Below are 22,978 nucleotides of genomic sequence, written 5' to 3'. Positions count from 1 at the left end.
GCCAGAAGTACGGAGAATACAATGCCTGCCCCGTTGATGAATTTGACGACAAATGACACCTTTCCAGAGGCTGCCGATTGCGTGGTGATCGGGGCAGGCATCGTCGGCGTATGTGCCGCCTATTGGCTGTCGCGTGCGGGCATGAAAGTGGTGCTGCTGGAGAAAGGCCGCGTGGGGGCCGAACAATCCAGCCGCAACTGGGGCTGGTGCCGCCAGCAGAACCGCGATGCGCGCGAGCTTCCGCTCTCCACCCGCAGCCTGGCGCTGTGGGAAGACATGGCGCAGGATATCGGCGTTGATCTGGGCTTTCGCCGCTGCGGGTTGCTGTATCTTTCCAACAATGCCGCCGAAATCGAAGGCTGGGCCAGCTGGGGCCGGTTTGCGCGGGGCGAAGGTGTCGACACCCGGATGCTGAGCGCCTCCGAAGCCACCGAAAGGGGCGCTGCAACCGGGCAGCAGTGGGCCGGTGGGGTCTGGTCGCCCAGCGATGGCATTGCCGACCCTGCCAGTGCCGCACCGCAGATTGCACGCGGCGTGATGCAGCATGGCGGTGTCGTGGTGCAGGGCTGTGCCGCCCGCGGTATCGAAACCGAAGCGGGGGCCGCCTCGGCGGTGGTGACCGAGCGTGGTGTGATCCGCACGCCGCAGGTGGTGATGGCGGGTGGCGCCTGGGCGGGCAGTTTCCTGCACCAGTCGGGCATTTTCTTTCCGCAGGCCTCGGTGCGCAGTTCGATCCTCTCCGTGGCGCCGGGTGCCGAGGGTTTGCCGCCTGCGCTGCATACCTCTGCGGTGTCGCTGACCCGGCGTGGCGATGGCGGTTATACATTGGCGATTTCGGGTAAGGGCAACGTCGATCCGACCCCCCGCATGATCCGCAAAGCCAGGCATTTCCTGCCGATGTTTACCAAACGCTGGCGGTCGCTGCTGCCAGGCGGGTTGCAGGCCTGGCGGGCGGGTTTCGAGACCATGGCGACCTGGGATCTGGATCGGGAAACCCCGATGGAACGGGTCCGCATCCTTGACCCGCGCCCCTCGGTTGCGACGGTGAACCAGACGCTGGCCAATGCGCGCAAGCTCTTGCCCGCACTTGCGACTGTACCGGTGCAGGCACGTTGGGCAGGCTATATCGACAGCACGCCGGACGGCGTGCCGGTGATCGACAATGACATCGGCATTGCGGGTCTGACGCTGGCGGCAGGGCTGTCTGGCCACGGCTTTGGCATCGGGCCGGGGGTGGGCCATCTGGTCGCCGATCTGGTACTTGCCCGCGCCCCCATCACCGAGACGGCGCAGTACCGGCTGGCCCGCTTTGACCATGCCCAATGGGGCAGAGTATCCAAGTTTTGATTGCGGCTGTGCGGCCATGGCTTTGCCCAATGCAGGGCGGCAGGATACAGGCCGCGCCGATCTGAAGGTTCGGGCCCGACAGCGCCAAAATCTTCTGCCTGAGAAATCCGGGAGTGCAGCGTAAAATGCTGAGGATCCGGCGCTTTCGGCAGCTTTGGCCGCATCGAACGCGCGATCTTGCAGGCAGAATTCCTTCTCAGGGTGCGCCATGAACCTTGCCATTGATGCAGACCAGACCGCCTTGTCGACCCGCCGGTTTATCGGGGGTACCGATGGCGCCGATGCCGGGCGGGTGGTGCGCTTTCGGAGTTTTGGGGGCGCGCAAGTGGCCTTGGCTCTTGCCGGCCATCCCGGCTATGGGCTCTGTGCAGGGCTGAAGACCTGCGGCCCGGGATGCAAAGCCGGTGCCGCCAGCCGCAGAATGAAATCGGTCCTGATCGACCTGTGAAGACCAAGGAAACTGATATGACCACATATAATCTTGCTTTGATCCCCGGAGACGGCATTGGCGTCGATGTCACCGACGCCGCCATGGAGGTCATGAACGCGGCCGCAGGCCTCTTTGGCTTTGCCCTGGAAACACAGACCTTTCCGTGGTCTTGCGAATATTACGCCAAGACAGGCGCGATGATGCCGGAAGATGGCATTGAAACGCTGCGCGGCTTTGACGCGATCTTTCTGGGTGCTGTCGGCTGGCCCGACAGCGTGCCGGATTCGGTGTCGCTGCATGGTCTGTTGCTGCCGATCCGCAAGGCCTTTGACCAATATGCCAACATCCGGCCCCACAGGCTGCTGGCCGGTGTAGAAGGCCCGCTGAAGGCCGAAGGTTTCGACATCCTGTGCATCCGCGAAAACACCGAAGGTGAATATTCCGGTGCCGGCGGGCGTGTGCATCAAGGACGTGACAACGAAGTGGCGGTCGAGACGTCGATTTTCACCCGCCAAGGTGTCGAACGTATCCTGCGCTTTGGTTTCGAACAGGCACAGGCGCGGCGCAAGCATCTGACGTCGGTCACCAAGTCGAACGCACAGAAATATTCGATGGTGTTCTGGGATGAGGTGACCCGCGAACTGGCTGCCGAATATCCCGAGGTGACGGTCAGCCACATGCATATCGACGCCATGGCGGCCAAGATGGTGATGAACCCGCAGGATCTGGACGTGGTGGTTGCCTCGAACCTGTTTGGCGACATCCTGACCGATCTGGGCGCGGCCATTCAGGGCGGGCTGGGCTTTGCCGCTTCGGCCAATATCTGCCCCGATCGCAGCGCGCCTTCGATGTTCGAACCGGTGCATGGTTCAGCACCGGATATTGCGGGCAAGAACATTGCCAACCCGATCGCCGCGATCTGGTCGGGGGCGCAGATGCTGGAGCATCTGGGCGAGGGCGAAGCCGCTGCCGCTGTGCTGGAGGCCGTCGAAACTGCGACCGCACAAGGCATTGGCACCCGTCCCGGTCAGAACACCACAGACGATATCACGGCGGCAGTTGTTGCCGCGCTTGGAGGAAAAGCATGACCATTCACGACACACCATCCACCAACCTGCGCGACCAGCTGTCCGATCCCGACCTGCTGCGCGAAGCGGCGCTGATCGACGGCGACTGGATCGAGCGCGCGGACATGCCGGTGATCGACCCGGCCACCGGTGACGCGATCGGGCATATGCCAGACTGTACGGCGGCTGAAACCAGTGCCGCCATCGCTGCCGCCGAAGAGGCGATGAAAGACTGGCGCGCGCGCACCCATGTCGACCGCGCCGACATCCTGATGCGCTGGTATCAACTGATGTACGACCACGCCGAAGACCTGGCGCGGATCCTGACCGCCGAACAGGGCAAACCGCTGGCCGAGGCGCGGGGCGAGGTGGTTTACGGCGCATCCTTTGTCCGCTGGTTCGCGGAAGAGGCGCGGCGGATCAACGGCCATATCATCCCCTCTCCGGTGCCGGGCAAGAAGATCTTTGCCATGAAGGAGCCGGTTGGCGTCTGTGCCATCATCACGCCGTGGAACTTCCCCATCGCGATGATCACCCGCAAGGTGGCCCCCGGGCTGGCGGCAGGGTGCACGATGGTCATCAAGCCGTCCGATTTCACCCCCTATTCGGCGCTGGCGCTTGGCGTTCTGGCCGAACGGGCGGGCATGCCCAGGGGTGTGCTGAACATCCTGACCGGCCGCCCGGAGGTGATCGGCGAAACGCTGACCGCCAGCCCCGTGGTGCGCAAGCTGTCGTTCACCGGCTCGACCCGCGTGGGCGCGCTGCTGGCCGGGCAATGCGCCCCGACGCTCAAGAAAATATCGCTGGAGCTGGGCGGCAACGCGCCGTTTATCGTCTTTGACGATGCCGATCTGGATGCCGCTGTCGAGGGCGCGATGCAGTCGAAGTTCCGAAATGGCGGTCAGACCTGTGTCTGCGCCAACCGCATTCTGGTCCAATCCGGCATCTACGATGCCTTTGTCGCGGCATTGGCGGCCAGGGTCGATGCGCTGACGGTGGGTCCCGGCACAGCCGAGGGCATTGCCATTGGTCCGATGATCAACACCAGCGCCATCACCAAGATCAACGCCCATGTGGCGGATGCATTGGCCAAGGGCGCCCGGCGTGCCACCAAGGCGCGCGATCTGCCTGCGCAATTTGCCGATCCGGTCGTGCTGTCGGAGGCGACGGTGGACATGCAGCTGGCAGACGAGGAAACCTTTGGCCCCGTCGCGCCCGTGTTCCGGTTCGAAACGGAGGCCGAGGCGCTGGCGCTGGCCAATGGTACGCCCTTTGGTCTGGCGGCCTATTTCTACACCACGGACATGGCCCGTGCCTTCCGGTTCGGCGAGGCGCTGGAAGCAGGTCTGGTCGGGTTGAACACCGGCGTGGTCAGCCATGCAGAGGCGCCTTTCGGCGGGGTCAAAGCCTCCGGTCTGGGGCGTGAGGGCGCGCAGGAAGGGATCGAAGAATACCTTGAAACCAAGGCGTTCCATTTCGCCGGTCTTTGAGCGTTCCCGGGGCCTGCCCGCTTCCTGCCGTTAACTGGTGGAAAGCGGGCAGACCCGCGTCAACGGCGTTTCAGTAGATCCCGAAATATTCGGCCTGTTCCCATTCCGAGATGGTCAGGTGGTAGCGGTCCCATTCCGCCCGCCGGATAAAGGCGAGGTAATCGACAAAAGCATCGCCCAGCACCTCACGGTAGAAGGACGAGTTTTCGAAATGCTGGATCGCGCTGAGCAGGCTTTCGGGCAGTTGCGTTGCCGGGCCGTCATAGGGGGTTTCCACCGGGTCGGGCGCGCGCAGATTGCGGTTCAGACCATCGAGGCCTGACAGGATCTGGCTGGCAAAGAAATAATAGGGGTTGGCCGTTGTCTCTGCCACGCGGTTCTCGATCCGCGAGGCGGGGTCACCGGGTGCCATCAGGGCGCGGATCATAGCGCCACGGTTGTCGCGGCCCCATTGGATGCGGTCGGGGGCCAGTTGATGCGGGCGGTAGCGTTTGTACCCGTTCACCGTCGGCGTGGTGAGCAGGCAGGATGCGCGGGCGTGTTCCAGCAGGCCCGCAATCCAGCCACTGGCCGTGTCGGTGATCGTCCCCGCGGCAGGTGGCACCAGCAGGTTCTCTCCGGTTGTCATGTCAACAAGGGACTGGTGCAGATGCCATCCGCTGGCGGCGGCATTGGCGAGGTTCGGCTTGCACATGAAGGTCGCGTGCAGGCCACGCCGCGCGCAGGTCTCTTTCACCATGGCGCGGAACATCATCATATTGTCCGCATGGGTCAGCGGATCGGCCGGGTCGAAGGTGAATTCGAACTGGCTGGGCCCCATTTCGATCTCCATCGAGCGCACCGGCAGGCCGAGCGCCTGGCAATGGCGGCGCAGATCGTCCAGCACCGGTTCCACCAGGTCATAAAGCTGTTCGGTCAGGAACTGGTAACCCTGGGTGAGGTTGCGGGTCTGAGGCGGCTGGCCGGGCATCGTCGCATCGCCATGGTCGAGCTTTTGCGCAATCTGCGCGTAGATCTGAAATTCGACCTCCAGCCCGACAACCAACGCGATGTTTTGCTCAGCCAGGCGCGCAATCGCACGCTTGAGCAGGTCACGCGGCGAGAAATCCAGGGTGGCGCCGTCTTTTCCATGCGGATCGCAGAAGATCCAGGCGGAGTTCGACGACCACGGCAACTCGCGATACGTGGCAGGGTCGGGCAGCAAAAGGATATCGCCTGCACCGGTCATGCCCCCGGGAATGTCGGGGTCATCCGACCACACCGGAAAGACAGTCTTGTGCGACGTGTCCTTCAGAAGAAGGGTGGAGGGCATCGCAACCCCGGAGGTGAAGATCGAGGATAGGGCCGAGGCCACGAGGGTCTTGCCGCGCAGGATGCCGTGCTGATCGGCAAAGAGCACTCTCACCGTCTCGATATCGGAGCCGCTGACCCTTTCCACCAGCGCGGCGGCGGCGCCGATGGCACCCTCGTCAAGCAGACCCATTCGGGCAAGTGCGCCGCTGGCGATCTTTTCGTGTAACTGGCTCATATCTGCCCTTCAGGTGGCGGCATCAGGGAACCGCGCGTCAACCACCGGTACGATTCATCTTGTGGCCATCAGACCTTTGCATCCCATCCCTTGCAAGCCTCGCGTCGTTCGGCATCGCTTTGTGTGAAGACTTCCTGCCAGTTGTCCCGCGTGCCGATGGTGTCGTTTGAGATCGGGCCGTAGATCTTGCTGACATCGACGCCGTTGCACATGGGCAGCGCATCGGTGTTTCCATCCTTGAGGCTGCTGATCGCGGCGCGCAGCATGCGCCGGTATTTGATGATGGCAACATCGGTCTTGCCCAGATGTTCCCTGGTCCGGTCAAAGATCCGGCCGGGGCTTTCGACCGCCCATTGATCGTGCACGTTGATGTCGAGCCCCATGCCGGTATAGGTTTCGCGGGCCTGCTCTTCGGGGTCGAAACCGTAGTCATTGCGCTTGTTCTTGATCGGGGCATAGTCGGGCAGCCGATGTTCCCTGAGCCGCTGATCGCGCATCTTCTGCTTGTCGACGGGTTTGTCAAAGCTGGTGAACATCGAATACCAATAGCAGGTCTCGTCATCCACCGGCACATGCCACTGGGTGATGATCATCTCCCGCGACATGGGGATCGAGATCGCCTCGGGGAAGATCTGGTTGGTGATGCGCACATGGGTCCGGCCGTCTTCCATGTGGCGCAGGGCGATGATGCGCATGCCGTAATCGGTTTCCTCGACCGTGATGTCGGGGCGCGGATAATCGCGCAGCAGCTTGGTCATCGGGATCTCTGTGTTGGCGGCCATGTCGCGGAACTGCTTGCCATAGCTGTCGGCGGGGTCTTCGTCCTGCAGGAAACGGTGCAGGAAAGAGGCATGCGCAGGGTCGATGCCCACCTCCATCGCCTGCAGCCAGTTGCATTCCCACAGACCCTTGAAGGCAAACACGTGACTTTCCGGCGCGCGGAAACAGTCGAAATTCGGGAAGGCCGGTGGCGTGCCCGGCCCCATATAGGCAAAGATGATCCCGTTCTTTTCGATCACCGGATATGATGTCGTCCGGATCTGTTCATGCATCCGCGACCCTTCGGGTTCACCGGGCTGTTCCACGCATTGACCATTGCGGTTGAAGTGCCAGCCATGGAAGGGGCAGCGCAATCCGTTGTCTTCCAGCCGACCATAGCAAAGATCGGCCCCACGGTGCGGACAGCCCCGTGAGATCAGGCCAAGTTCGCCTTCGCTGTCACGGAACAGCACCAGATCCTCACCCAGCAGGCGGACCGGCACAACCGGGCGTTTGCCCGCCAGTTCGTCGGTCAGCGCAGCAGGCTGCCAATAGCGGCGCATGACCTCGCCCGCCTCTGTCCCGGGGCCAGTTCTTGTGAGCGTTTCGTTCAGTTCCTGGCTGATCATGGGAAGTCTCCTTCAGATTGGCGGCTGGTTGTATCTTTGCTCCATTTGGTTAAATAACGCACATATGTTACATTAACAATCCTCATGGCGACATCCTGGGTGATATCTTGGCTTTTGGTTTAATAGCGCCCACGGATGTGTCATCTGAAAGAACCAAGCGAAATCCAGGAGCCGTCCGTGACCCTTCGTCCAGACCCATTGAAACATGAGATTGCGGACAGGGATATTTCCTCGACCTTCGTGAAGGGCATGGCCGTCCTGAAAGCCTTTGACGATACCCATACCAGGCTTACGCTGGCCGAGATCGCGCAGCTGACCGGGCTTGACCGCGCGTCGGTGCGGCGGCTGACCCTGACGCTGGTCCATCTGGGCTATGCCGAACGGGAGGGGCGGCATTTTTCCCTGTCGCCACAGGTGCTGATACTTGCGGGCAGTTTTCTGCGCGGCAATCAGTTCGGCACGCATATCCAGCCGCTGTTGAACCGCTATTCCACCCGGATCGGGCAAACGGTTTCGCTTGCCATTCCCGACGGCAATTCAGCGGTCTATGTTGCACAGTCGACAGCGCAGGAGGATGCGGTTTCCTTCGGGTTCACCGTCGGCAGCCGCTTGCCATTGCTTCACACCGCCATTGGCCGGATGATACTGGCCTTTGCGCCGCAGGACCGGGCGGAGGAGACGATCCGCAGCCTTCCGTTTGAACAATATGCGCCGGATACCACCATGGATCGCGCCGAAATTCTGAATCGGGTGCAGCACTGCAGGGCGGTTGGCTATGCCATCGTCGAGAACGAGTTCGAACCGGGGGTGACAGGTTTTGCAGCCCCCATTGGCGGGGTGAATGCCTTGAAAGCCGTGGTCGGCACGTCGATGTCGACCCTTGGCATCCGCAGCGAGGATGACCGGTTGCAGACGATCAGCCTGTTGCAACAGGTCGCGCAGGAGTTGGGCCGGTCACGGCTGTTTTCTGCCAGCTGATCGGGGCAGCTCGGAACATGTGTCGAATGCCGCGGGTGTCTGCTATAGCGCTTCGGGATATACCTGAATCACTTGTTCGCTGCCTCTCCCTGCGGTCGAACGCGAAAAGTGATGTTGGATGTTTCAAGTTAATCCCGAAACGCTGTAGCGGAATTAAGCTGCTGTCAGTCGATGCCAGCCCGGGCCCGGAACAAGCCGAGGGCGCCGGTTCCGGGTCGCCACTTTCACCCGATGACGCCGCTCTTTCTCAATTCCGCCAGCTTTTCCGGGCTGAGGTTCAGGCCCGTCAGGACAGCATCAGTATCTGCGCCAAGCGCGCTGGGGATGTTCACCGGGGATTGCGCCACCCCGTTGGCCAGAAAGCTGAGCCCCGGCACAAAGACCTCGTGATCTGTGTCGCCCTTGATGTTCATGCTGCTGATGATGCCGCGTGACCGGATGTGATCCTCGGCCAGGACTTCTTCGAGGCCACGGACTCTGGCGGCGGGGACCTTCCATTCGGCAAGCAGCAGTTCCCATTCGGCGGCCGGTCTGGTGAGGAAGATTTCGTCAAGCTCCCGGCGCAGCTGGCCGCTGTTCCGCGCCCGCGCGGCGGTGCTGGCATAGCGGCTGTCGGATGAAAGATCTTTGCGGTTCAGGGCGGCGCACAGCAGATGGAACTGGGGGTCGTTGTTCGCGGCAAGCATCAGCATACCGTCGGAGGTTTCAAACGCACCGGAGGAGGGGCTGGCGCTCCAGGCTTCGTTTCCGTTCTGCTCCGGCAACCAGCCGGAAGACAGGTGTTGCGTCGCGAGGGAGGCCATCATCATCAGCGCGGTGTCGAGCATGGCGACGTCGATGTGCACGGCCTTTTTCAGCCGCTCCACCTCGCGCAGGCCTGCTATGATGCCCAGGGCCGCGTTCATCCCGGTGGCATAATCAATATAGGGTGCGCCGACCTTGGTGGGGCCGCTGCCCCTTGTGCCGGTGGTCTTCATGATGCCGCACATGCCCTGGATGATGTGGTCATAGGCGGGCCGTTCGCTCAGCGGGCCGGTCTGACCATAGGCGGAGATCGAGCAATAGACGATCTGGTCCTGCATCTCGCGCACCGCCTCGAACCCCAAACCCAGCCGTTCCGCGACACCGGGTTTGAAATTCTCGACAAAGATGTCGGCACCCGCAATCAGCCCGCGCATCAAATCGATCCCTTCTGAAGTCTTGAGATTGATGGCGACGGATTTCTTGTCTGCGTTCTGGGTCATGTAGCCCAGCCCCATGCGCCGCGCGATCAGGTCCGGGAAGGGGCCCAGCACGCGGGTCCAGTCACCTTCGCCGGGTTTTTCGATCTTGATGACTTCCGCCCCCATGAGCGCAAGCTGGTAGGTGGCATAGGGTCCGGCAAGTACCTGGCTCAGGTCGATGACCTTCAATCCTTTGAGTGGCTGAAACATGAGGCCTCTGATGCTGTTTGAGAGGGTGTTGCGGGTGCCCCGGGCCGGCTTTGGCCCGGGGCGGCGCTGTGCGACCGGGCTCAGGAACCGTCGGTCAGGATGCCCTTGTGCTTTGCATAGGTGGCTTCGATTTCCGCACGCGCCTCATCGAGGTTCATGTACATGATGGGGATGTTTGCCCCGTCCGTGACCTTCTTGAAGTCGGCATCGTCCGCGGCGGCGGAAAGCGCGTCAGAGATCCTCTCCAGCACCTCGCGCGGCGTCCCCTTGGGCAGGAACAGCGTGGTGCGCGTGTCCATGCCGATGGGATAACCGTCCTCCTCGATCGAGGCGACATCGGGTGCCGAAGGATGGCGGAAGGTCGTCGTGGCCGAAATCGTCTTGAGCTCATCAGGATAGCGGTAGTGGATCCCGCCGGAGAAGGCCGCGATCACCTGCTTGCCCAGCAAGGCGGTGATCATCTCGCCACCGCTTTGCACCGGGACGGCATTCGGTTCCAGCCCGTTGGCTTCGGCCAGGGTGTCCATGTACATCCGCGCTTCGGGGCTGAGCGCCGCATAGGCGAAGTGCGGGTTTTCCCTGGCCCAGGCGATGAAGCCTTTCAGATCGTCGAAGGGCGCGTCGACATGGGCGACCAGCCCGGTCTGATAGGCGGTGATCATGCCGGCATATTCAAAGTCATCCGGTGTGAAATTCACCTGATCCATGATGAAGGGCGCGGAGTTGACGACGGAGTTGGAATGGAACAGGATTGTGTAACCATCGGGAGCCGCCTGCGTCAGTTCGCGCGCGGCGACAGCGCCGCCGGCACCGGGTTTGTTCACCACGTTGACGGGCTGGCCAAGCTGTTCCGCAAGGACCCGCGCCGCCCCGCGTGCAACAAGGTCCGTCTGGCCGCCCGCACCGTATCCCACCAGCATGGTGACAGGTTTCGTCGGATAATCCTGCGCTGCGGCCAGGTCGGGCAGCAGGCCCGCCGAGGCGATGGCCAGGCTCGCGGCAAGACCGAGTATCGCGCGTCTTTCAAAGCATTTCATGGTTGGTTTCCTCCCTTTCAGTTTCAGTGTTCCTGGGTTGTTGGTGGCATTTGCACCCGGCGCGTGACCGAGGAGCGGCCGGACATGACGACAAAGACAAGCGCCGCAAACAGAAAGACCAGCGCGATTGGGTGGCCCAGCAGGTTCGACGCGTCATGTTTCAGCAGTTGCAGGGACTGCCGAAAGCTGAGCTCCAGCTTGGGTCCGATGACAAAGCCGATCAGGAATGTGACGAAGGAAAAGTCGAGCTTGCGCGCCACGAAGCCGATCAGGGCAAAGCCGAGCATGATGAAAATCGAGAAGATGCTGCCGGTTTCCATGTAGGATCCGACACAGCAGAACAGCAGGACACCGGGGATCACCAGCCGCAGCGGGACATGCACGATCAACGAGAACAGCCGCTGGCCCAGCAAGCCGATCACCAGAAGGATGGCGCTGGCGCAGAGCATGGAGACATAAAGCCCCGCAACCATCCGGGGCTGTTGCTGGAACATCAGGGGGCCCGGGGTCAGCCCGTGCAGGATGAAGGCGGCGATCAGGATTGCGGCAATGACGCTGCCGGGAATGCCCAGGGCAAAGAGCGGGATCAGGCTGGAGGGGACCACGGCATTGTCCGCGCTTTCGGCGGCGGCGACCCCTTCGATCATGCCGGTGCCGTATTTTTCCGGCGTGGCAGAGACGCGGCGGGTTTCGCCGTAGGACAGGAAGGAGCCGACGCTGGCACCAAGGCCCGGCAGGATGCCGATCGCGGCACCGATGAAGGTGCCGCGCGCGATGACCGGCGCACAGCGGCGCCATTCCTCGCGGGTCACTCTGCGGTCGCGGGGATCGCTGCTGTCGCGCAACTCAGCCGTTTCGCGGTCCAGCGTGTCGAGGTTTCCGGCCTGTACGATCATTTCGGCAACCGCCAGCATGCCGATGGCCATGGGCACCAGGGAAATGCCGTCTTCTAGTTCGAGGTAGCCGAAGGTCAGGCGCGGAACAAAGGTTTCGGTTTCCAGCCCCACGGTGGCAAAGAAGATGCCGAAACAGGCAGCAATCAGACCCTTGGTGAGCGAATTGCCGGAGAGGCCGCCGATGAAGACCAGGGAGAACACGAGGATGGCGCAAAGCTCCACCGGGCCGATCAGCAAGGCATAGCGGGCGAGGGGGGCCGCCAGCAGGATCAGGATGATGGTGGAGACGAAATCACCGATGACCGAGGCGAAAAGGCCCATCTTCAGCGCCTTCTGCGCCTTGCCCTGCCGGGCAAGCGGATAGCCGTCAAAGGCCGTTGGTGCGGAGGAAGGCTCGCCCGGCGTGTTGAGCAGGATGGCGGAGACTGCACTGCCTGCGGCGCTGCCCTTGGCGATGCCGATCAGCAGGCCCAATGCGCTGACCGGTTCGAGGTAGAAGGTCAGCGGGATCGAAACCGCCACGCCGATGGCCTTGCCCAGCCCCGGAATGGCACCCAGCACATAGCCGAGGGTCACACCGACAGCGACCCAAAGCAGCGTGGTGCCGCCGAACACATCCCCGATGCCCAGGATCAGATATTCCATTGCACCCTCACAGGATCGCCGTGCCGAGGACCTTGTAGAACAAGGCCCAGAGTCCGGTCAGCAGCACCACGGTCAGCGCCAGGATCACCAGCGGGCGGCGTTCGCCCAATGCAAGAAGCCCTAAGATCACGAGGGAAGAGGCGCCGATCAGCGCGCCGAAGAATTCATAGAGTACAATCGCTATGGCAAAGACTGCCGAGATCCGCAAAAGCGCCAGCAACTCCTTGCGCGAGAAGGGCGGCGGATGGTCATCCTCGCCCCCGCGCAGGTTGCCCAGCACCATCAGAAGGGAGAGCCCAAATATGCCGATCATCGTCATCTGCGGCACCAGCCGGGGTGACATCATGCCGGATGGCCCGGTGCTGATCTGGCCCGGAATGACAAAAGCCAGCATGACAAGCGAGAACACGCACAGAATGATGCCCGATATGGCGTTTGCGCGTTTCATGGCCCCTCCCAGAGTTCACATTCCGCGAATGTTCGCAAAGGCTATCCACTTGCCGATGAAAGAAGTACTCTAAACTTTCTTGGAATATGATAACTTTTACTGATGGCTCATTCACCCCTTCATTACGAAAGACTGCGCCTGCGGCATCTGAGGCTGTTGCAGCTGATTGATGAACACGGTTCGCTGCGGTCGGCGGCGGCGGAACTGAACCTGACGCAGCCCGCAGTCTCGCAGATGTTGAAGGATCTCGAATTTGCCATGGGCGTGCCGCTGGTCGAACGTTCCGTGCGGGGGGTGGTGCTGACCGATACCGGGCTGCTGGCGCTGCGGCGGTCGCGGTCGGGGCTGGCGACATTGGACCAGCTTGTGCGCGAGTTGGACGCGGGGCAGACGCTTTCGCTACGGATCGGCACGAATTCGGCACTGATGTACAACATCATCCCCGAAGCGCTACGCCGGTTGAACGTGGGCCAGAGCGAAACCCGGTTCCAGCTCAAGACCGGCCTGGTCGGCGATATGGTCGAGGCGCTGAGCGAGGGCAATCTGGATTGCTATGTCGGGCGGCTGGACTGGGATCAGGTGCCGACCCGCATCGCGCGGCTGCTGACCTATGATCCCTTGCTGGAAACGGACCTGATCCTGATCTGTCCGACCGGCCATCCGGTTGCCCGGCTGGACACGCCCAGGGCGCGGGATCTGGTTGGCTGGCCCTGGGCCATGCCCTCGCGGGAGTCGAACAACCGGATCGTGCTGGAATCGGCGATGCGCAGCACAGGTGCCCCGGATCTGACGGCGGCGGTGGAGGTGTCGGCGGACCCGAACGGGTTGATCAACCTGGCGCTGGCCCTGGGGATGTTGACCTGCGTGCCGCGGGTGGCGCTGAACGAACATGCCAATGCGCGGGATTTCAAGGTGCTGGAGGTGGCAGACCTCGCGCTGCCGTCGATCCACATCGGCTTTGCGACCACGGCGGAGCTGCGGCAAATGCCCGAAGTCGCCGACCTGCGCGAGGCGATGCTGGATGCGGCAAAGGCATGGATCGCGGGCAGCGAAGGGTAGCAACGCCCGGCGAAACGCGCCGCCACAAATGTCAGGCGGAGGGGAGGGCCGGCAGGGGGCCGACCCCAACCCCTTATTGCGTCAGTTTCGCGGTGATCTGCGCAAAAAGCTCTGCGTTTTCCACATCATTGCCAATCGGCGCTTCGGTATAGCTTGTCTTGACGATGACAATCTTGTTGCTCGGATCGACACGGATGAATTGATGGAACAGGCCCATCGCCATGTAGACGTCGCTGTCGGCTTCCGTCCACCACTGGTACTGATAACCAAGTGGCGATCCTTCCTCGATTGGCGAATATCCGGCGTCAGGCACGGTCGCCTCGGTCACCCAGGCTTCGGGAAGAACACGGGTGCCATTGGCCATGCCACCCTGCAGGAACATCTGGCCGAAACGCGCATGATCCCTTGCCGTGACAGCAAGGCCAGCCCCATAGAATTCACGCCCGATGTCATCAGGGCCATCCATGATCCAATAGGCGTCAGACTCCGCCCCCATCGGCTGCCAGAGTTTTTCGGCCATGTATTCGGCGCCCGTCCGCCCGGTGACACGCTCGACGATGCAGCCCAGGACGCTGGTATCAAGCGTGGCATAGTTGAAGCGTTCGTCAGGCGCTGTCGCGCCCTTGACGGATTCATTCGCCGCGTAATCACACCAGCGGTAGTTGTAGGCGACAAGCGCATTGTCGTGCACCTTGGTCAGCTGGGTATCGCTGCCGAACTCGTAACGCTCTTCCCAGTCGACACCGGACCGCATCCGCAACAGATCGCGCACACTTGGGCCGTCATAGCCGGTGCCTGCCATTTCCGGCAGATACTTGGTGACCGGATCGTCAAGATTTTCGATCAGCCCATCCTGCAAGGCCAGGCCGATCAGCGTCGACGTATAGGACTTGGCGACAGAGAAGGTCAGGAAGCGCGTCGTCGGGCCGCTGCCGTTGCGATAGCGTTCATAGACCAGCTCGCCATCCTTCAGCACGACCAAAGCATTGGTCCGGGTCTGTTCAAGCGCGCCTTCAAGGTCATAGGTCTCGCCAAGGATGGTGTAGCTGCCTTCCAGCGAGATCGGGTTTTCGGACAGCTCCCAGGTTTCGGACCCTGCCGGAACCGTGCGGGTCGCGAACATCTGGTCCATGTGCTGAAAGGTCAGATAGTTCAGCGTGGGCGTGAACATGCTGGCACGGGCATTGATCATCGTGGGCGAAAGCCAGCGCGCCGGATCGGCTGCATCCTGGGCCCAGGATGCAAAGCCAAGGCAGGCACAGGCCGTTGTGACAGACAGCGTTGCTGCCAGGCGGGGAAGTTTGGACATGGTGTTCATTCCTTTTGACATGGGGTTCATTTCTTTCGCCTCTGCGGGAAGGCGGGGGCCAACGATGGCCCTGCCGCCACAAGCTTTTTGGGCAGGCTCAGTTTGGATGCCTCGGCAAAGGCGGCAGCGGTTGCCAGTTGCGCATCCGGCACGGACGAGGTGCCATCGGGACAAGAGAATTAAGCGCGATGCGTGCAAGCGCGGTCACGGCACAGGCTTCCGAAAGGGGCTGCGTTTCGATCATCGCGGTTTCCGTCCGTTCAAATTAAGGTGGGCCAATTGGTATTGACAATAATATTTTAGTCAATAAAATTTTTTACCACATGAAGGACTTTATGCCATGGGTCAAACGACAAGCATTGAGGCAGCGCAGGGCGCGCCAGGCCTGCGGGACCGCAAGAAGGCCCGGCGCCGCGAGGAAATTCTCGAAGCGGCACAAGGGCTGTTTGCAAGCCAGGGTGTCGATGCAACGACAATGGCCGACATCGCCGAGGCCGTTGGTGTGTCTCAGCCCACCGTCTTCAATTATTTCGGCAACAAGGGTGGCATCCTGATTGCCTTGATCCACGAGGGCGCGGCCCGCGAACGTCAGCACAGCAAGATCTTGGTGCCGCGCACGGATCTGGACTTTGCCACGCTGCTCGTCACCATCTTTTCCGAGTTCGCGGAGGGTACATTGCGCATCGCCAGCAAACGCATCTGGCGCTATGCCGAGGCTGACACGATCCGCTATCCGACAACGGAGCTGGCGCAATCCTACCAGATCGTGAACACCGAGTTGATGTCCGCGTTGCGGCAGGTGCTCTCCTCTTACGACCTTACGCTGCACGACGGAAATCCGGCGGATGTCGATCATCTAGTGCAGATCCTCTACGACATCTGGGGCGGGGCCTTCTTCGACCTGATCAAATCAGAAGACATGACAATCGCGGATCACCGCATCGCGCTGACACAGCGGCTGGAGCCGTTGTGCAGAATGATATTTGCACCTGATTTTCTCGCGGAGCCAACTTTGAAAACAACAATCGGCGACCCCACATGACCCAGGCAGATATTGTCATCAGGAACGCGCAGATCCTGACCATGGACGAGCGCGCGCCGACCGCGCAATCAATGGCCCTACTGGGCAACAAGATCGCGGCAGTGGGGCGCCATGAAGACACGGCTGATCTGATCGGGCCAAAGACCCGCGTGATCGATGCTGACGGCGCGACGGTATTGCCCGGCTTTGTGGAATCGCACCTGCATCTTTTCAGCGCGGCCTATGGCAGGCGGTTCCTGCAAATGTCTGAAATCGACGATCTTGAAGCCGCGAAAACCGCCTTGCGCCAGTTTGCTGCCGACAATCCCGACGAAGGATTGCTCGTCGCGCAGGGCACGACCTACGAGCTTCTTGCCGGTCACGGCAAGGATCCCCGGCAATTGATCGACGAGATGGTTCGCGACCGCCCGGTTCTTGTCTTGTCCTTTGACTTTCACACCGGCTGGGCCAACAGCGCCGCGCTGGAGCAGGCAGGACTCTCCCGGGGCCGCGATGTCGGGGCGGGCAGCGAAGTGGTGGTGGGCCCTGACGGCATGGCCACCGGAGAGCTGCGCGAAAAGAATGCCATCGGACCGGTGCGTGCCCTGCGGACCAGCGGCGGGCGCGAGATGCTGGGCAACTACGGGCTGGAGCCGGAAACGCCGCCAACGCCCGAAGAACGCGCGCAGGACATTGCGGTGCTGAAGGAAGGTCTGGCCTTTTGTGCGGCGCAAGGGATTACGTCGATCCATAACATGGACGGAAACCGATATCTTCTTGAGCTGTTGAAAGAGATCGAGGATGCCGGGGAACTGACGGTCCGTGTTGAAGTGCCCTTTCACCTCACGCGTGAGAAACCTTTGTCCTCGCTCGACGAGGCGAGCCGCCTTGCAGCCGATTTCAACAGCGACAAGCTGAAATCCGGCCGGGTGAAGATTTTCTGCGACGGTGTACTGGAAAGCGGCACCGGGGTGCTTGTGGATGAGTATGCGAACCAGCCCGGTCACCGTGGTGAGCCGATCTTTGAAGCGGCGCATTTCAACAAGGCTGCCATCGACATTGATGCGCGCGGCCTGCAGATCAGCGTACATGCCATCGGGGATGGCGCTGTGCGGATCGTTCTTGACGGTGTCCAGGCCGCACAGGAAGCCAACGGCAAGCGCGACGCGCGCCACAGGATCGAACACCTCGAAGTGGTCCATCCCGAGGATTTGCCCCGGTTTCGCGAACTTGGCGTCATAGCCTCCATGCAGCCGTTGCACGTGCCGGGGGTGATGGGTCTGCCCCTTGAACCGGCTGTTTCCGTTATCGGCGAGGCCCGCTTGCCCTTTGCCTATGCCTGGCGCGACGTTATCGAAACGGGTGCCGATTATGCCTTTTCCTCGGACTGGCCCGTGGTGCGCGTGGAACCGCTGGTCGGGATTTCGGCAGCGCTCACGCGCGAACCCTTCCACCCCGGCGTTCCGGATCAGCGCGTACCGCTCATGCAAGTGCTCGAAGGTTTTACCTGGCGCGGTGCATTTGCAGGTCACATGGATGACCGCACCGGGCGGATCTGCACCGGGATGCTCGCCGATCTGGTGATACTTGGCGGCGATATCGCGGCAACAGACCCGAAAGAGATACCTGGGCTCGGGCCGGTGATGACCATCTGCGATGGCCAGATCACCTTTGAGGCGACGCAGGGGCCAGGGGCGTAACTGGCTGAATGCCGCGCCTCATCCCGAGGCTGGAGCGTCCCGCCTTTAACCTGATACACTCAGTATCGCCTATGTCCCGAGAGCGCGAAGCGCGGTAGGGTATCGGCGATTCAAGTTTAAGGCGGGGCGCTTTAGGCTGGTTCGTCAGGGCAGATCAGGTCAACGACAGCGCCGTCGATATGCAGCGGCGCACCGGTGACGGCCTGCAGCTCTTCCAGGGTCACGGCGGGCACTTTCTCCCGCAGGACAAAGCGCCCGTCGACCACATCCACCACCGCAAGAGAGGTGTAAATCCGCGTCACGCAGGCAACGCCGGTCAGGGGAAGGGTGCATTCAGACACCAGCTTGGGCAAACCGTCCTTGGTCACATGGTCGGTCAGCACCGCAACGCGCTTTGCGCTTTGTACCAGATCCATGGCACCGCCAACGGCCGGAATGCCGCCCCTGCCGGTGGACCAGTTCGCCAGGTCGCCGTTCTGCGCAACCTCGTAAGCACCAAGGATTGCAACATCCAGATGCCCGCCCCGCACCATCGCGAAACTGTCGGCATGGTGAAAGAAGGCGGTCCCCGGCTTCAGTGTGACGGCCTTTTTTCCCGCATTGATCAGGTCCCAGTCTTCCTCACCGCGGGCCGGGGCGGCACCAAAGTCAAGGATGCCATTCTCGGTATGAAAGATGGCCTGCCGTCCGGGAGGCTGGAACTGCGCGACCATTTCGGGAAATCCGATCCCGAGATTGACATAGGCACCGTCCTCGATGTCCTGCGCGGCGCGCCATGCGATCTGGGCATTGCTCAGCTTTGCGTGGGAAACTTCGGTCATGGATAGACGGCCTCCGCCCGGTTAAGCTCTTCTTCCTGTGCGGGCGCGGATACCTCGACAAGTCGGCGAACGAAGATGCCCGGCGTGACGACATGTTCCGGGTCGATCCCGCCCGGCGGCACGATCCGCGATACCTGAGCAATGGTGGTTGTGGCTGCCGTCGCCATGATCGGATTGAAGTTCCGCGCCGCCATCCGGTAGGTCATATTGCCATGCTGGTCACCCAGCTCGCCCTTGATCAGGGCAAAATCCGCCTTGAGCCAGCGCTCACGCACATAGGACCGGCCTTCAAAAACCTCTGTCGGCTTGCCTTCCGCCACCTGGGTGCCAAAGGCCGTGGGCGTGTAGAATGCGGGTATGCCCGCACCACCTGCCCTGATCCGCTCTGCCAGGGTGCCCTGCGGCACAATCTCAAGCTCGATCCGCCCCGCCTTGTAGGCTTCGGCAAAGACGGTGGGGTCAGCCGAGCGCGGAAAGGAACAGATCAATTTGTCGACACGGCCCTGTTCGATCAGTGCCGCAAGGCCGACATGGCCGTTACCCGCATTGTTGTTGATTACCGTCAGATGCCGCGCGCCCTGGTCGATCAACGCGTGGATCAACTCGATTGGCGCGCCTGAGCCGCCAAAACCGCCGATCATCACGGTCGCCCCGTCCGGGATGACCGACACAGCATCTGCAAGCGATGGGAAAGTCTTGTCCATTGATGTCTCCTCGGCTTTTGATACGCGCTGAACCGGAACCGGCACCAGATTCAATGTTCACATGTTGACATTTGTTCACATGCTGCCATCACTTGTTCGCATGGTGCACAGAACCGATTTCATCGCCTCCTTTGCCAAGGGGCTGCGCGTGCTTGAATGCTTCCGGGCCGAGACGCCGCGCCAATCCGTTTCTGAAATAGCCGCCGTGACAGGGCTTGACCGGGCGACTGCCCGCCGCTGTTTGCTGACGCTCACCGAACTTGGATACGCGGAATACGATGGCAAATATTTCCAGCTCACGCCGCGTGTTCTGCGGCTGGGGATGGGGGCGCTGGCAGCCCTGCCGCTGCCGCAAATCGTGCAACCCTGGCTAGATCAGCTTTCCGCGCGCACCGGGCAATCCTCTTCGGTGTCGATCCTGGATGAGACCGAAATCGTCTACATCGCCCGTTCGGCGGCCACCCGGATCATGTCCATCGGGCTGATGCCGGGGTCGCGCCTGCCTGCGCATTGTACCTCCATGGGTCGGGTGCTGCTCAGCGCTTTGCCCGAGGAGGAAGCACGCAAATGGATCGACCTTTCCGACCTCGCACCGCGCACGATGCGCAGCCGCACCGATCCTGATGCGATCATGGCGGAACTGGCTGTCGTGCGCGCGCAGGGCTATTCGGTGATCGACCAGGAGGTTGAAGTCGGCCTGCGGTCAATCGCCGTGCCGCTTTACGACATTCGCGGCCGCGTCGTCGCGGCGCTGAACCTTGGCATCGCGGCCTCAGATGCGCCCGCGTCGGAATTGGCCGAACGCTTTATCGCCCCGCTGCGGGAAGCCCAGTCAGGGCTGCGGCGGGTCTTGCAATAGGCCAGCCGCCTGGCACCCGGTCAGTTGAAGGTCAGGAATTCATCCGCCTGCGACAGAGGCGGGGCGGCGCGCAGGGCGGCAAAGTCGGGGGCAGGCACGGCCAGATCGGTGCCTGCTATGATCGCCTCCAGCTCAGCCGCGACGGCCAGCACACCCAGATCGTCGTGACGACGCCCGACGATTTGCAGACCAAAGGGCATGCCGTTCGCGTCCATCCCGCAGGGAATGGTGATCGACGGATGCCCCGGAATGGTGGAGGCATAGGCCATCGCCAGCCAGTGATAATAGCTTTTGGTGGGCGTTCCGTCGATTTCGGTCGGGTAGAGCTCGCGCCACGGGCGCGGGCTGATGGTGACGGCGGGCGAGATGATGAAATCATGCGTCTCGAAAAAGGCCTGCCAGTCGCGGTGATAGCGCCCTTGGGCAAAGATCGCCTGTGCCACGTCCTCGGCGGAATAGCTGCGGCCTTCGCGGACGTTGTCGGCGACGTTGGGGCCGACCTGATTGGGGGTTTCGTCGTAAAGCTTTGCATGGACACCAAGGAACTGCACCCCGCGCAGCACCGAAAAGATGCGGTCGGCGTCGGTGCAATCGGGGGTGGCTTCGATGATGTCACCCATGAAGGGTGCCAGCTTGGGCAGGATCGCGCGGAAGTGGTTGCGGATCATGCGTTCGGTGGGGGCAAAGCCGTAATCTTCGGTGACCGCGATGCGCAGGGATGTCAGATCACGGCGCGGCAGGCTGGCAAAGCCAGCGGCATCCCAAGGGGTGCGTCCGTCGATCACGGTGGTGAACGGATCGTTGCGGTCGGGGCGTGCCAGCACGGACAGCATCAGCCCGGCATCGGCCACGCTGCGCGCCATCGGGCCGGAAGTGGGCATGGGGATCAGCCCCGCCGCACGGTTGTTGCCCGGCACCACACCGGGGCTGGGCCGGTAGCCGACAACCCCGCAATAGGCCGCCGGGTTGCGCAGGCTACCGCCGGTGTCCGATCCTGTGGCCAGAGGGGCGTATTCGCAGGCCAGCGCCACCGCCGAGCCGCCCGATGATCCGGCACAGGTGCGCGTCAGGTCGTAGGGGTTCGCGGTCACCCCGTTGACGCGGTTGCGGGTGTTGGCACCGGCACTCCATTCCGGCGTGTTGGTCTTGCCCATCGGCAAGCCACCCGCTGCGCGCATCGCTGCAACGATGGCGTCGTCACCGGTGGCGATGTTGTCGGCAAAGGCTTCGGACCCGAAGGTGGTGGGCAGGCCCGCCACGTCGATCATGTCCTTCACCGCAAAGGGCAGCCCGTGCAGCGCCCCGAGCGGCGCACCCGACATCACGGCGGTTTCCGCCTTTTTCGCCCCGCCCAGCATCCCGTCAAAGTCGCGTGCGATCAGGGCGTTCACCGCATGGTCCAGCGTCTCGACCCGCGCGATGCAGGCCTCGGCCAGCTCGACCGGCGACAATTGTTTGCGCGCGATCAGTTGGCGGGCTTCGATGGCGCCAAGGCTGGCGGGGTTGGTCATGGGGTGATCTCCTGTGGCAGGTCATAGGCGGCAGGCAAAGCGGCAGCAGCCTCCAGAAAGGCGCGGTGGGCAGCGTCGGGTACGAACAGGCCTCCGGTGGCCCAGACGACGTGGGTGATGTTTTCGGGCGCGACATGGGCCATGTGCTGCGCGCGGAACGCCTTGCCCGCAGCGCTGTTCATCAGATGGTACGGCCCGGCAAAACCGGCGGTGGCCGAGGGTTCGAATTGCAGCCCCTGGGCATGGCCCGCTGCGACCCAGCGCAGCATGTCCGCGTCGCCCACGGTGCAGACACCCGCCAGGCGGTTGTGCATCCGGTCGCGCACCAGCGGCGACAGGGTGGCCACGGCCATGCCGTCGGCCTCGGTCCGGTTGCTGAGGCCCAGATCGTGGACCGATGGCGCGTCGAATGCCATCTGGCACAGGGCCGAGGCGGATTGCTGCGGCTCGACGAAAAAGCTGTGGGCATGGGGGCCGAACACCGCCCGCGCGCCATAGGCGATGCCACCCGGCGCGCCGCCGATGCCGCAGGGCAGGTAGAGGCACAGCGGGCGGTCGGGGCTGATTGTGATGCCCATCGCATCCAGTTGCGCGGCCAGTTCCGCCGCCGCCGCGCTGTAACCGCGAAACAGCAGTTCCGAGGATTCGTCATCGACAAAATAGCTGTCGGGATCGTCCGCAGTGGCATCGCGCGCGGCGGCAACGGCGGTGGAGTAATCCGCCCTGTGCAGCACCACCTCGACCCCCAGCTTGCGCAGGCGGTCGACCTTCCACGGTTTCGCGTCGCTCGACATATGCACGACACAGGCATACCCCAGCGCGCGGGCGGCGATGCCGACACTGAGACCCAGATTGCCGGTGGAACCCACCGCGATCGTGCGTGCCGCAAAGAAATCGCGCATGTCGGCCAGACGGGTCACGGGATCGTCAGGGCCAAGTATTCCAGCCGCGCGGGCCTGTGTGACGGCGCAGATGAACACCTCAAACAGACCGCCGCGTGCCTTGATGGACCCGGCCACCGGCAGGGCATGGTCGCCCTTGATCAGCAGGGTGCCTGCATGATCGCCAAAGGCTCCGGCAGGGGCCGCGATCAGGTCCGAGGCGATGCGCCCGCCCGAGACTTCCAATTCAGGGAACAGGCGCGCCAACAGCGGGGCCAGCATGGCCCAGTCATCGCAGGCCTGGTCCAGATCGGCGCGCGCCATGGGATCGGGGGCGGGCACATAGGCGGGATTGACCCACAGGGCCGACTGCCCCGCACGCAGGGTGTCGCGCAGGGCGATCATGTCCTGAGGGGCAACGGGCAC

The 22,978-nt window shown here is 62.5% G+C and carries 20 protein-coding genes; 9 read left to right on the top strand and 11 right to left on the bottom strand.

The genetic code is table 11. The features are described 5' to 3' along the window. Positions 1–21 precede the first annotated feature (21 nt). The 4 genes from PVW51_RS08475 (at position 22) to PVW51_RS08460 (ending at position 4,334) form a co-directional block, all read left to right on the top strand. Entirely contained in the window at positions 22–1,347 is a 1,326-nt protein-coding gene (locus tag PVW51_RS08475) for an NAD(P)/FAD-dependent oxidoreductase (protein ID WP_274574532.1), read from the top strand. A 208-nt stretch (positions 1,348–1,555) separates the two neighbouring features. Beyond that, positions 1,556–1,795 carry a hypothetical protein gene (locus PVW51_RS08470; RefSeq protein WP_274574531.1) on the top strand — a complete coding sequence of 80 codons (240 nt, stop codon included), beginning with the start codon at positions 1,556–1,558 and terminating at the stop codon, positions 1,793–1,795. Positions 1,796–1,812: 17 nt separating this feature from the next. Beyond that, positions 1,813–2,865, top strand: coding sequence for a tartrate dehydrogenase (locus PVW51_RS08465; protein WP_274574530.1), 1,053 nt, complete (start codon positions 1,813–1,815; stop codon positions 2,863–2,865). Then, positions 2,862–4,334, top strand: coding sequence for an NAD-dependent succinate-semialdehyde dehydrogenase (locus PVW51_RS08460; protein WP_274574529.1), 1,473 nt, complete (start codon positions 2,862–2,864; stop codon positions 4,332–4,334). Before PVW51_RS08465 ends, PVW51_RS08460 begins: the two co-directional genes overlap by 4 nt. A 70-nt stretch (positions 4,335–4,404) precedes the next feature. On the opposite strand, the gene PVW51_RS08455 is transcribed toward PVW51_RS08460, so the two are convergent. Together PVW51_RS08455 and PVW51_RS08450 are read right to left on the bottom strand one after the other, a co-directional pair. Continuing rightward, positions 4,405–5,862: a glutamine synthetase family protein gene (locus PVW51_RS08455; protein ID WP_274574527.1), complete on the bottom strand. Its 1,458-nt coding sequence runs from the start codon at positions 5,860–5,862 to the stop codon at positions 4,405–4,407. Positions 5,863–5,930: 68 nt separating this feature from the next. Further along, entirely contained in the window at positions 5,931–7,250 is a 1,320-nt protein-coding gene (locus PVW51_RS08450) for an aromatic ring-hydroxylating dioxygenase subunit alpha (RefSeq protein WP_274574526.1), read from the bottom strand. Between the two features lie 177 nt (positions 7,251–7,427). Between PVW51_RS08450 and PVW51_RS08445 the strand changes: the two genes are divergently transcribed. Then, a complete protein-coding gene (locus PVW51_RS08445; RefSeq protein ID WP_274574525.1) occupies positions 7,428–8,228 on the top strand; it encodes an IclR family transcriptional regulator in 801 nt (266 codons plus the stop codon). Between the two features lie 224 nt (positions 8,229–8,452). Here the strand turns inward: PVW51_RS08445 and PVW51_RS08440 are convergent, their stop codons facing one another. From PVW51_RS08440 to PVW51_RS08425, 4 genes are all read right to left on the bottom strand, one after another. Continuing rightward, positions 8,453–9,661, bottom strand: coding sequence for a CaiB/BaiF CoA transferase family protein (locus PVW51_RS08440; protein WP_274574524.1), 1,209 nt, complete (start codon positions 9,659–9,661; stop codon positions 8,453–8,455). 80 nt (positions 9,662–9,741) lie between these two features. Beyond that, positions 9,742–10,698 (bottom strand): tripartite tricarboxylate transporter substrate binding protein, encoded by a 957-nt coding sequence (locus PVW51_RS08435; RefSeq protein ID WP_274574523.1) that lies wholly within the window; start codon positions 10,696–10,698, stop codon positions 9,742–9,744. Between the two features lie 23 nt (positions 10,699–10,721). After that, positions 10,722–12,239, bottom strand: coding sequence for a tripartite tricarboxylate transporter permease (locus PVW51_RS08430; protein WP_269360615.1), 1,518 nt, complete (start codon positions 12,237–12,239; stop codon positions 10,722–10,724). Positions 12,240–12,246: 7 nt separating this feature from the next. Beyond that, positions 12,247–12,687 carry a tripartite tricarboxylate transporter TctB family protein gene (locus PVW51_RS08425; protein ID WP_274574522.1) on the bottom strand — a complete coding sequence of 147 codons (441 nt, stop codon included), beginning with the start codon at positions 12,685–12,687 and terminating at the stop codon, positions 12,247–12,249. Between the two features lie 102 nt (positions 12,688–12,789). On the opposite strand from PVW51_RS08425, the gene PVW51_RS08420 reads away from it, so the two are divergent. After that, the gene (locus tag PVW51_RS08420) at positions 12,790–13,746 is read left to right on the top strand and encodes a LysR family transcriptional regulator (RefSeq protein ID WP_274574521.1); all 957 of its coding nucleotides are present in this window, start codon (positions 12,790–12,792) and stop codon (positions 13,744–13,746) included. A 73-nt stretch (positions 13,747–13,819) separates the two neighbouring features. Here the strand turns inward: PVW51_RS08420 and PVW51_RS08415 are convergent, their stop codons facing one another. Further along, positions 13,820–15,055 (bottom strand): serine hydrolase domain-containing protein, encoded by a 1,236-nt coding sequence (locus PVW51_RS08415; RefSeq protein WP_274574520.1) that lies wholly within the window; start codon positions 15,053–15,055, stop codon positions 13,820–13,822. 340 nt (positions 15,056–15,395) lie between these two features. Here PVW51_RS08415 and PVW51_RS08410 point away from each other — a divergent pair, with 340 nt between their 5' ends. Then, positions 15,396–16,097 (top strand): TetR/AcrR family transcriptional regulator, encoded by a 702-nt coding sequence (locus PVW51_RS08410; protein ID WP_269360622.1) that lies wholly within the window; start codon positions 15,396–15,398, stop codon positions 16,095–16,097. After that, a complete protein-coding gene (locus PVW51_RS08405) occupies positions 16,094–17,776 on the top strand; it encodes an amidohydrolase (protein WP_274574519.1) in 1,683 nt (560 codons plus the stop codon). The genes PVW51_RS08410 and PVW51_RS08405 overlap by 4 nt, the downstream gene beginning before the upstream one ends. A gap of 131 nt (positions 17,777–17,907) precedes the next feature. Here PVW51_RS08405 and PVW51_RS08400 read toward each other — a convergent pair whose 3' ends face one another. Both PVW51_RS08400 and PVW51_RS08395 read right to left on the bottom strand, forming a co-directional pair. After that, a complete protein-coding gene (locus PVW51_RS08400) occupies positions 17,908–18,597 on the bottom strand; it encodes a 3-oxoacid CoA-transferase subunit B (RefSeq protein WP_274574518.1) in 690 nt (229 codons plus the stop codon). Beyond that, positions 18,594–19,301 (bottom strand): 3-oxoacid CoA-transferase subunit A, encoded by a 708-nt coding sequence (locus PVW51_RS08395; RefSeq protein ID WP_274574516.1) that lies wholly within the window; start codon positions 19,299–19,301, stop codon positions 18,594–18,596. Before PVW51_RS08395 ends, PVW51_RS08400 begins: the two co-directional genes overlap by 4 nt. A gap of 61 nt (positions 19,302–19,362) precedes the next feature. Between PVW51_RS08395 and PVW51_RS08390 the strand changes: the two genes are divergently transcribed. Continuing rightward, complete coding sequence (locus PVW51_RS08390; RefSeq protein WP_274574514.1) at positions 19,363–20,160, top strand: IclR family transcriptional regulator domain-containing protein; 798 nt, start codon at positions 19,363–19,365, stop codon at positions 20,158–20,160. Between the two features lie 20 nt (positions 20,161–20,180). On the opposite strand, the gene PVW51_RS08385 is transcribed toward PVW51_RS08390, so the two are convergent. Together PVW51_RS08385 and PVW51_RS08380 are read right to left on the bottom strand one after the other, a co-directional pair. Further along, positions 20,181–21,671 (bottom strand): amidase, encoded by a 1,491-nt coding sequence (locus PVW51_RS08385; protein ID WP_274574513.1) that lies wholly within the window; start codon positions 21,669–21,671, stop codon positions 20,181–20,183. After that, a complete protein-coding gene (locus PVW51_RS08380; RefSeq protein WP_274574512.1) occupies positions 21,668–22,978 on the bottom strand; it encodes a D-serine ammonia-lyase in 1,311 nt (436 codons plus the stop codon). Before PVW51_RS08380 ends, PVW51_RS08385 begins: the two co-directional genes overlap by 4 nt.

This window comes from Sulfitobacter sp. PR48 (genome assembly GCF_028807335.1).
Lineage (GTDB): Bacteria > Pseudomonadota > Alphaproteobacteria > Rhodobacterales > Rhodobacteraceae > Sulfitobacter.
This window is presented reverse-complemented; position numbering and strand designations above follow the sequence as displayed.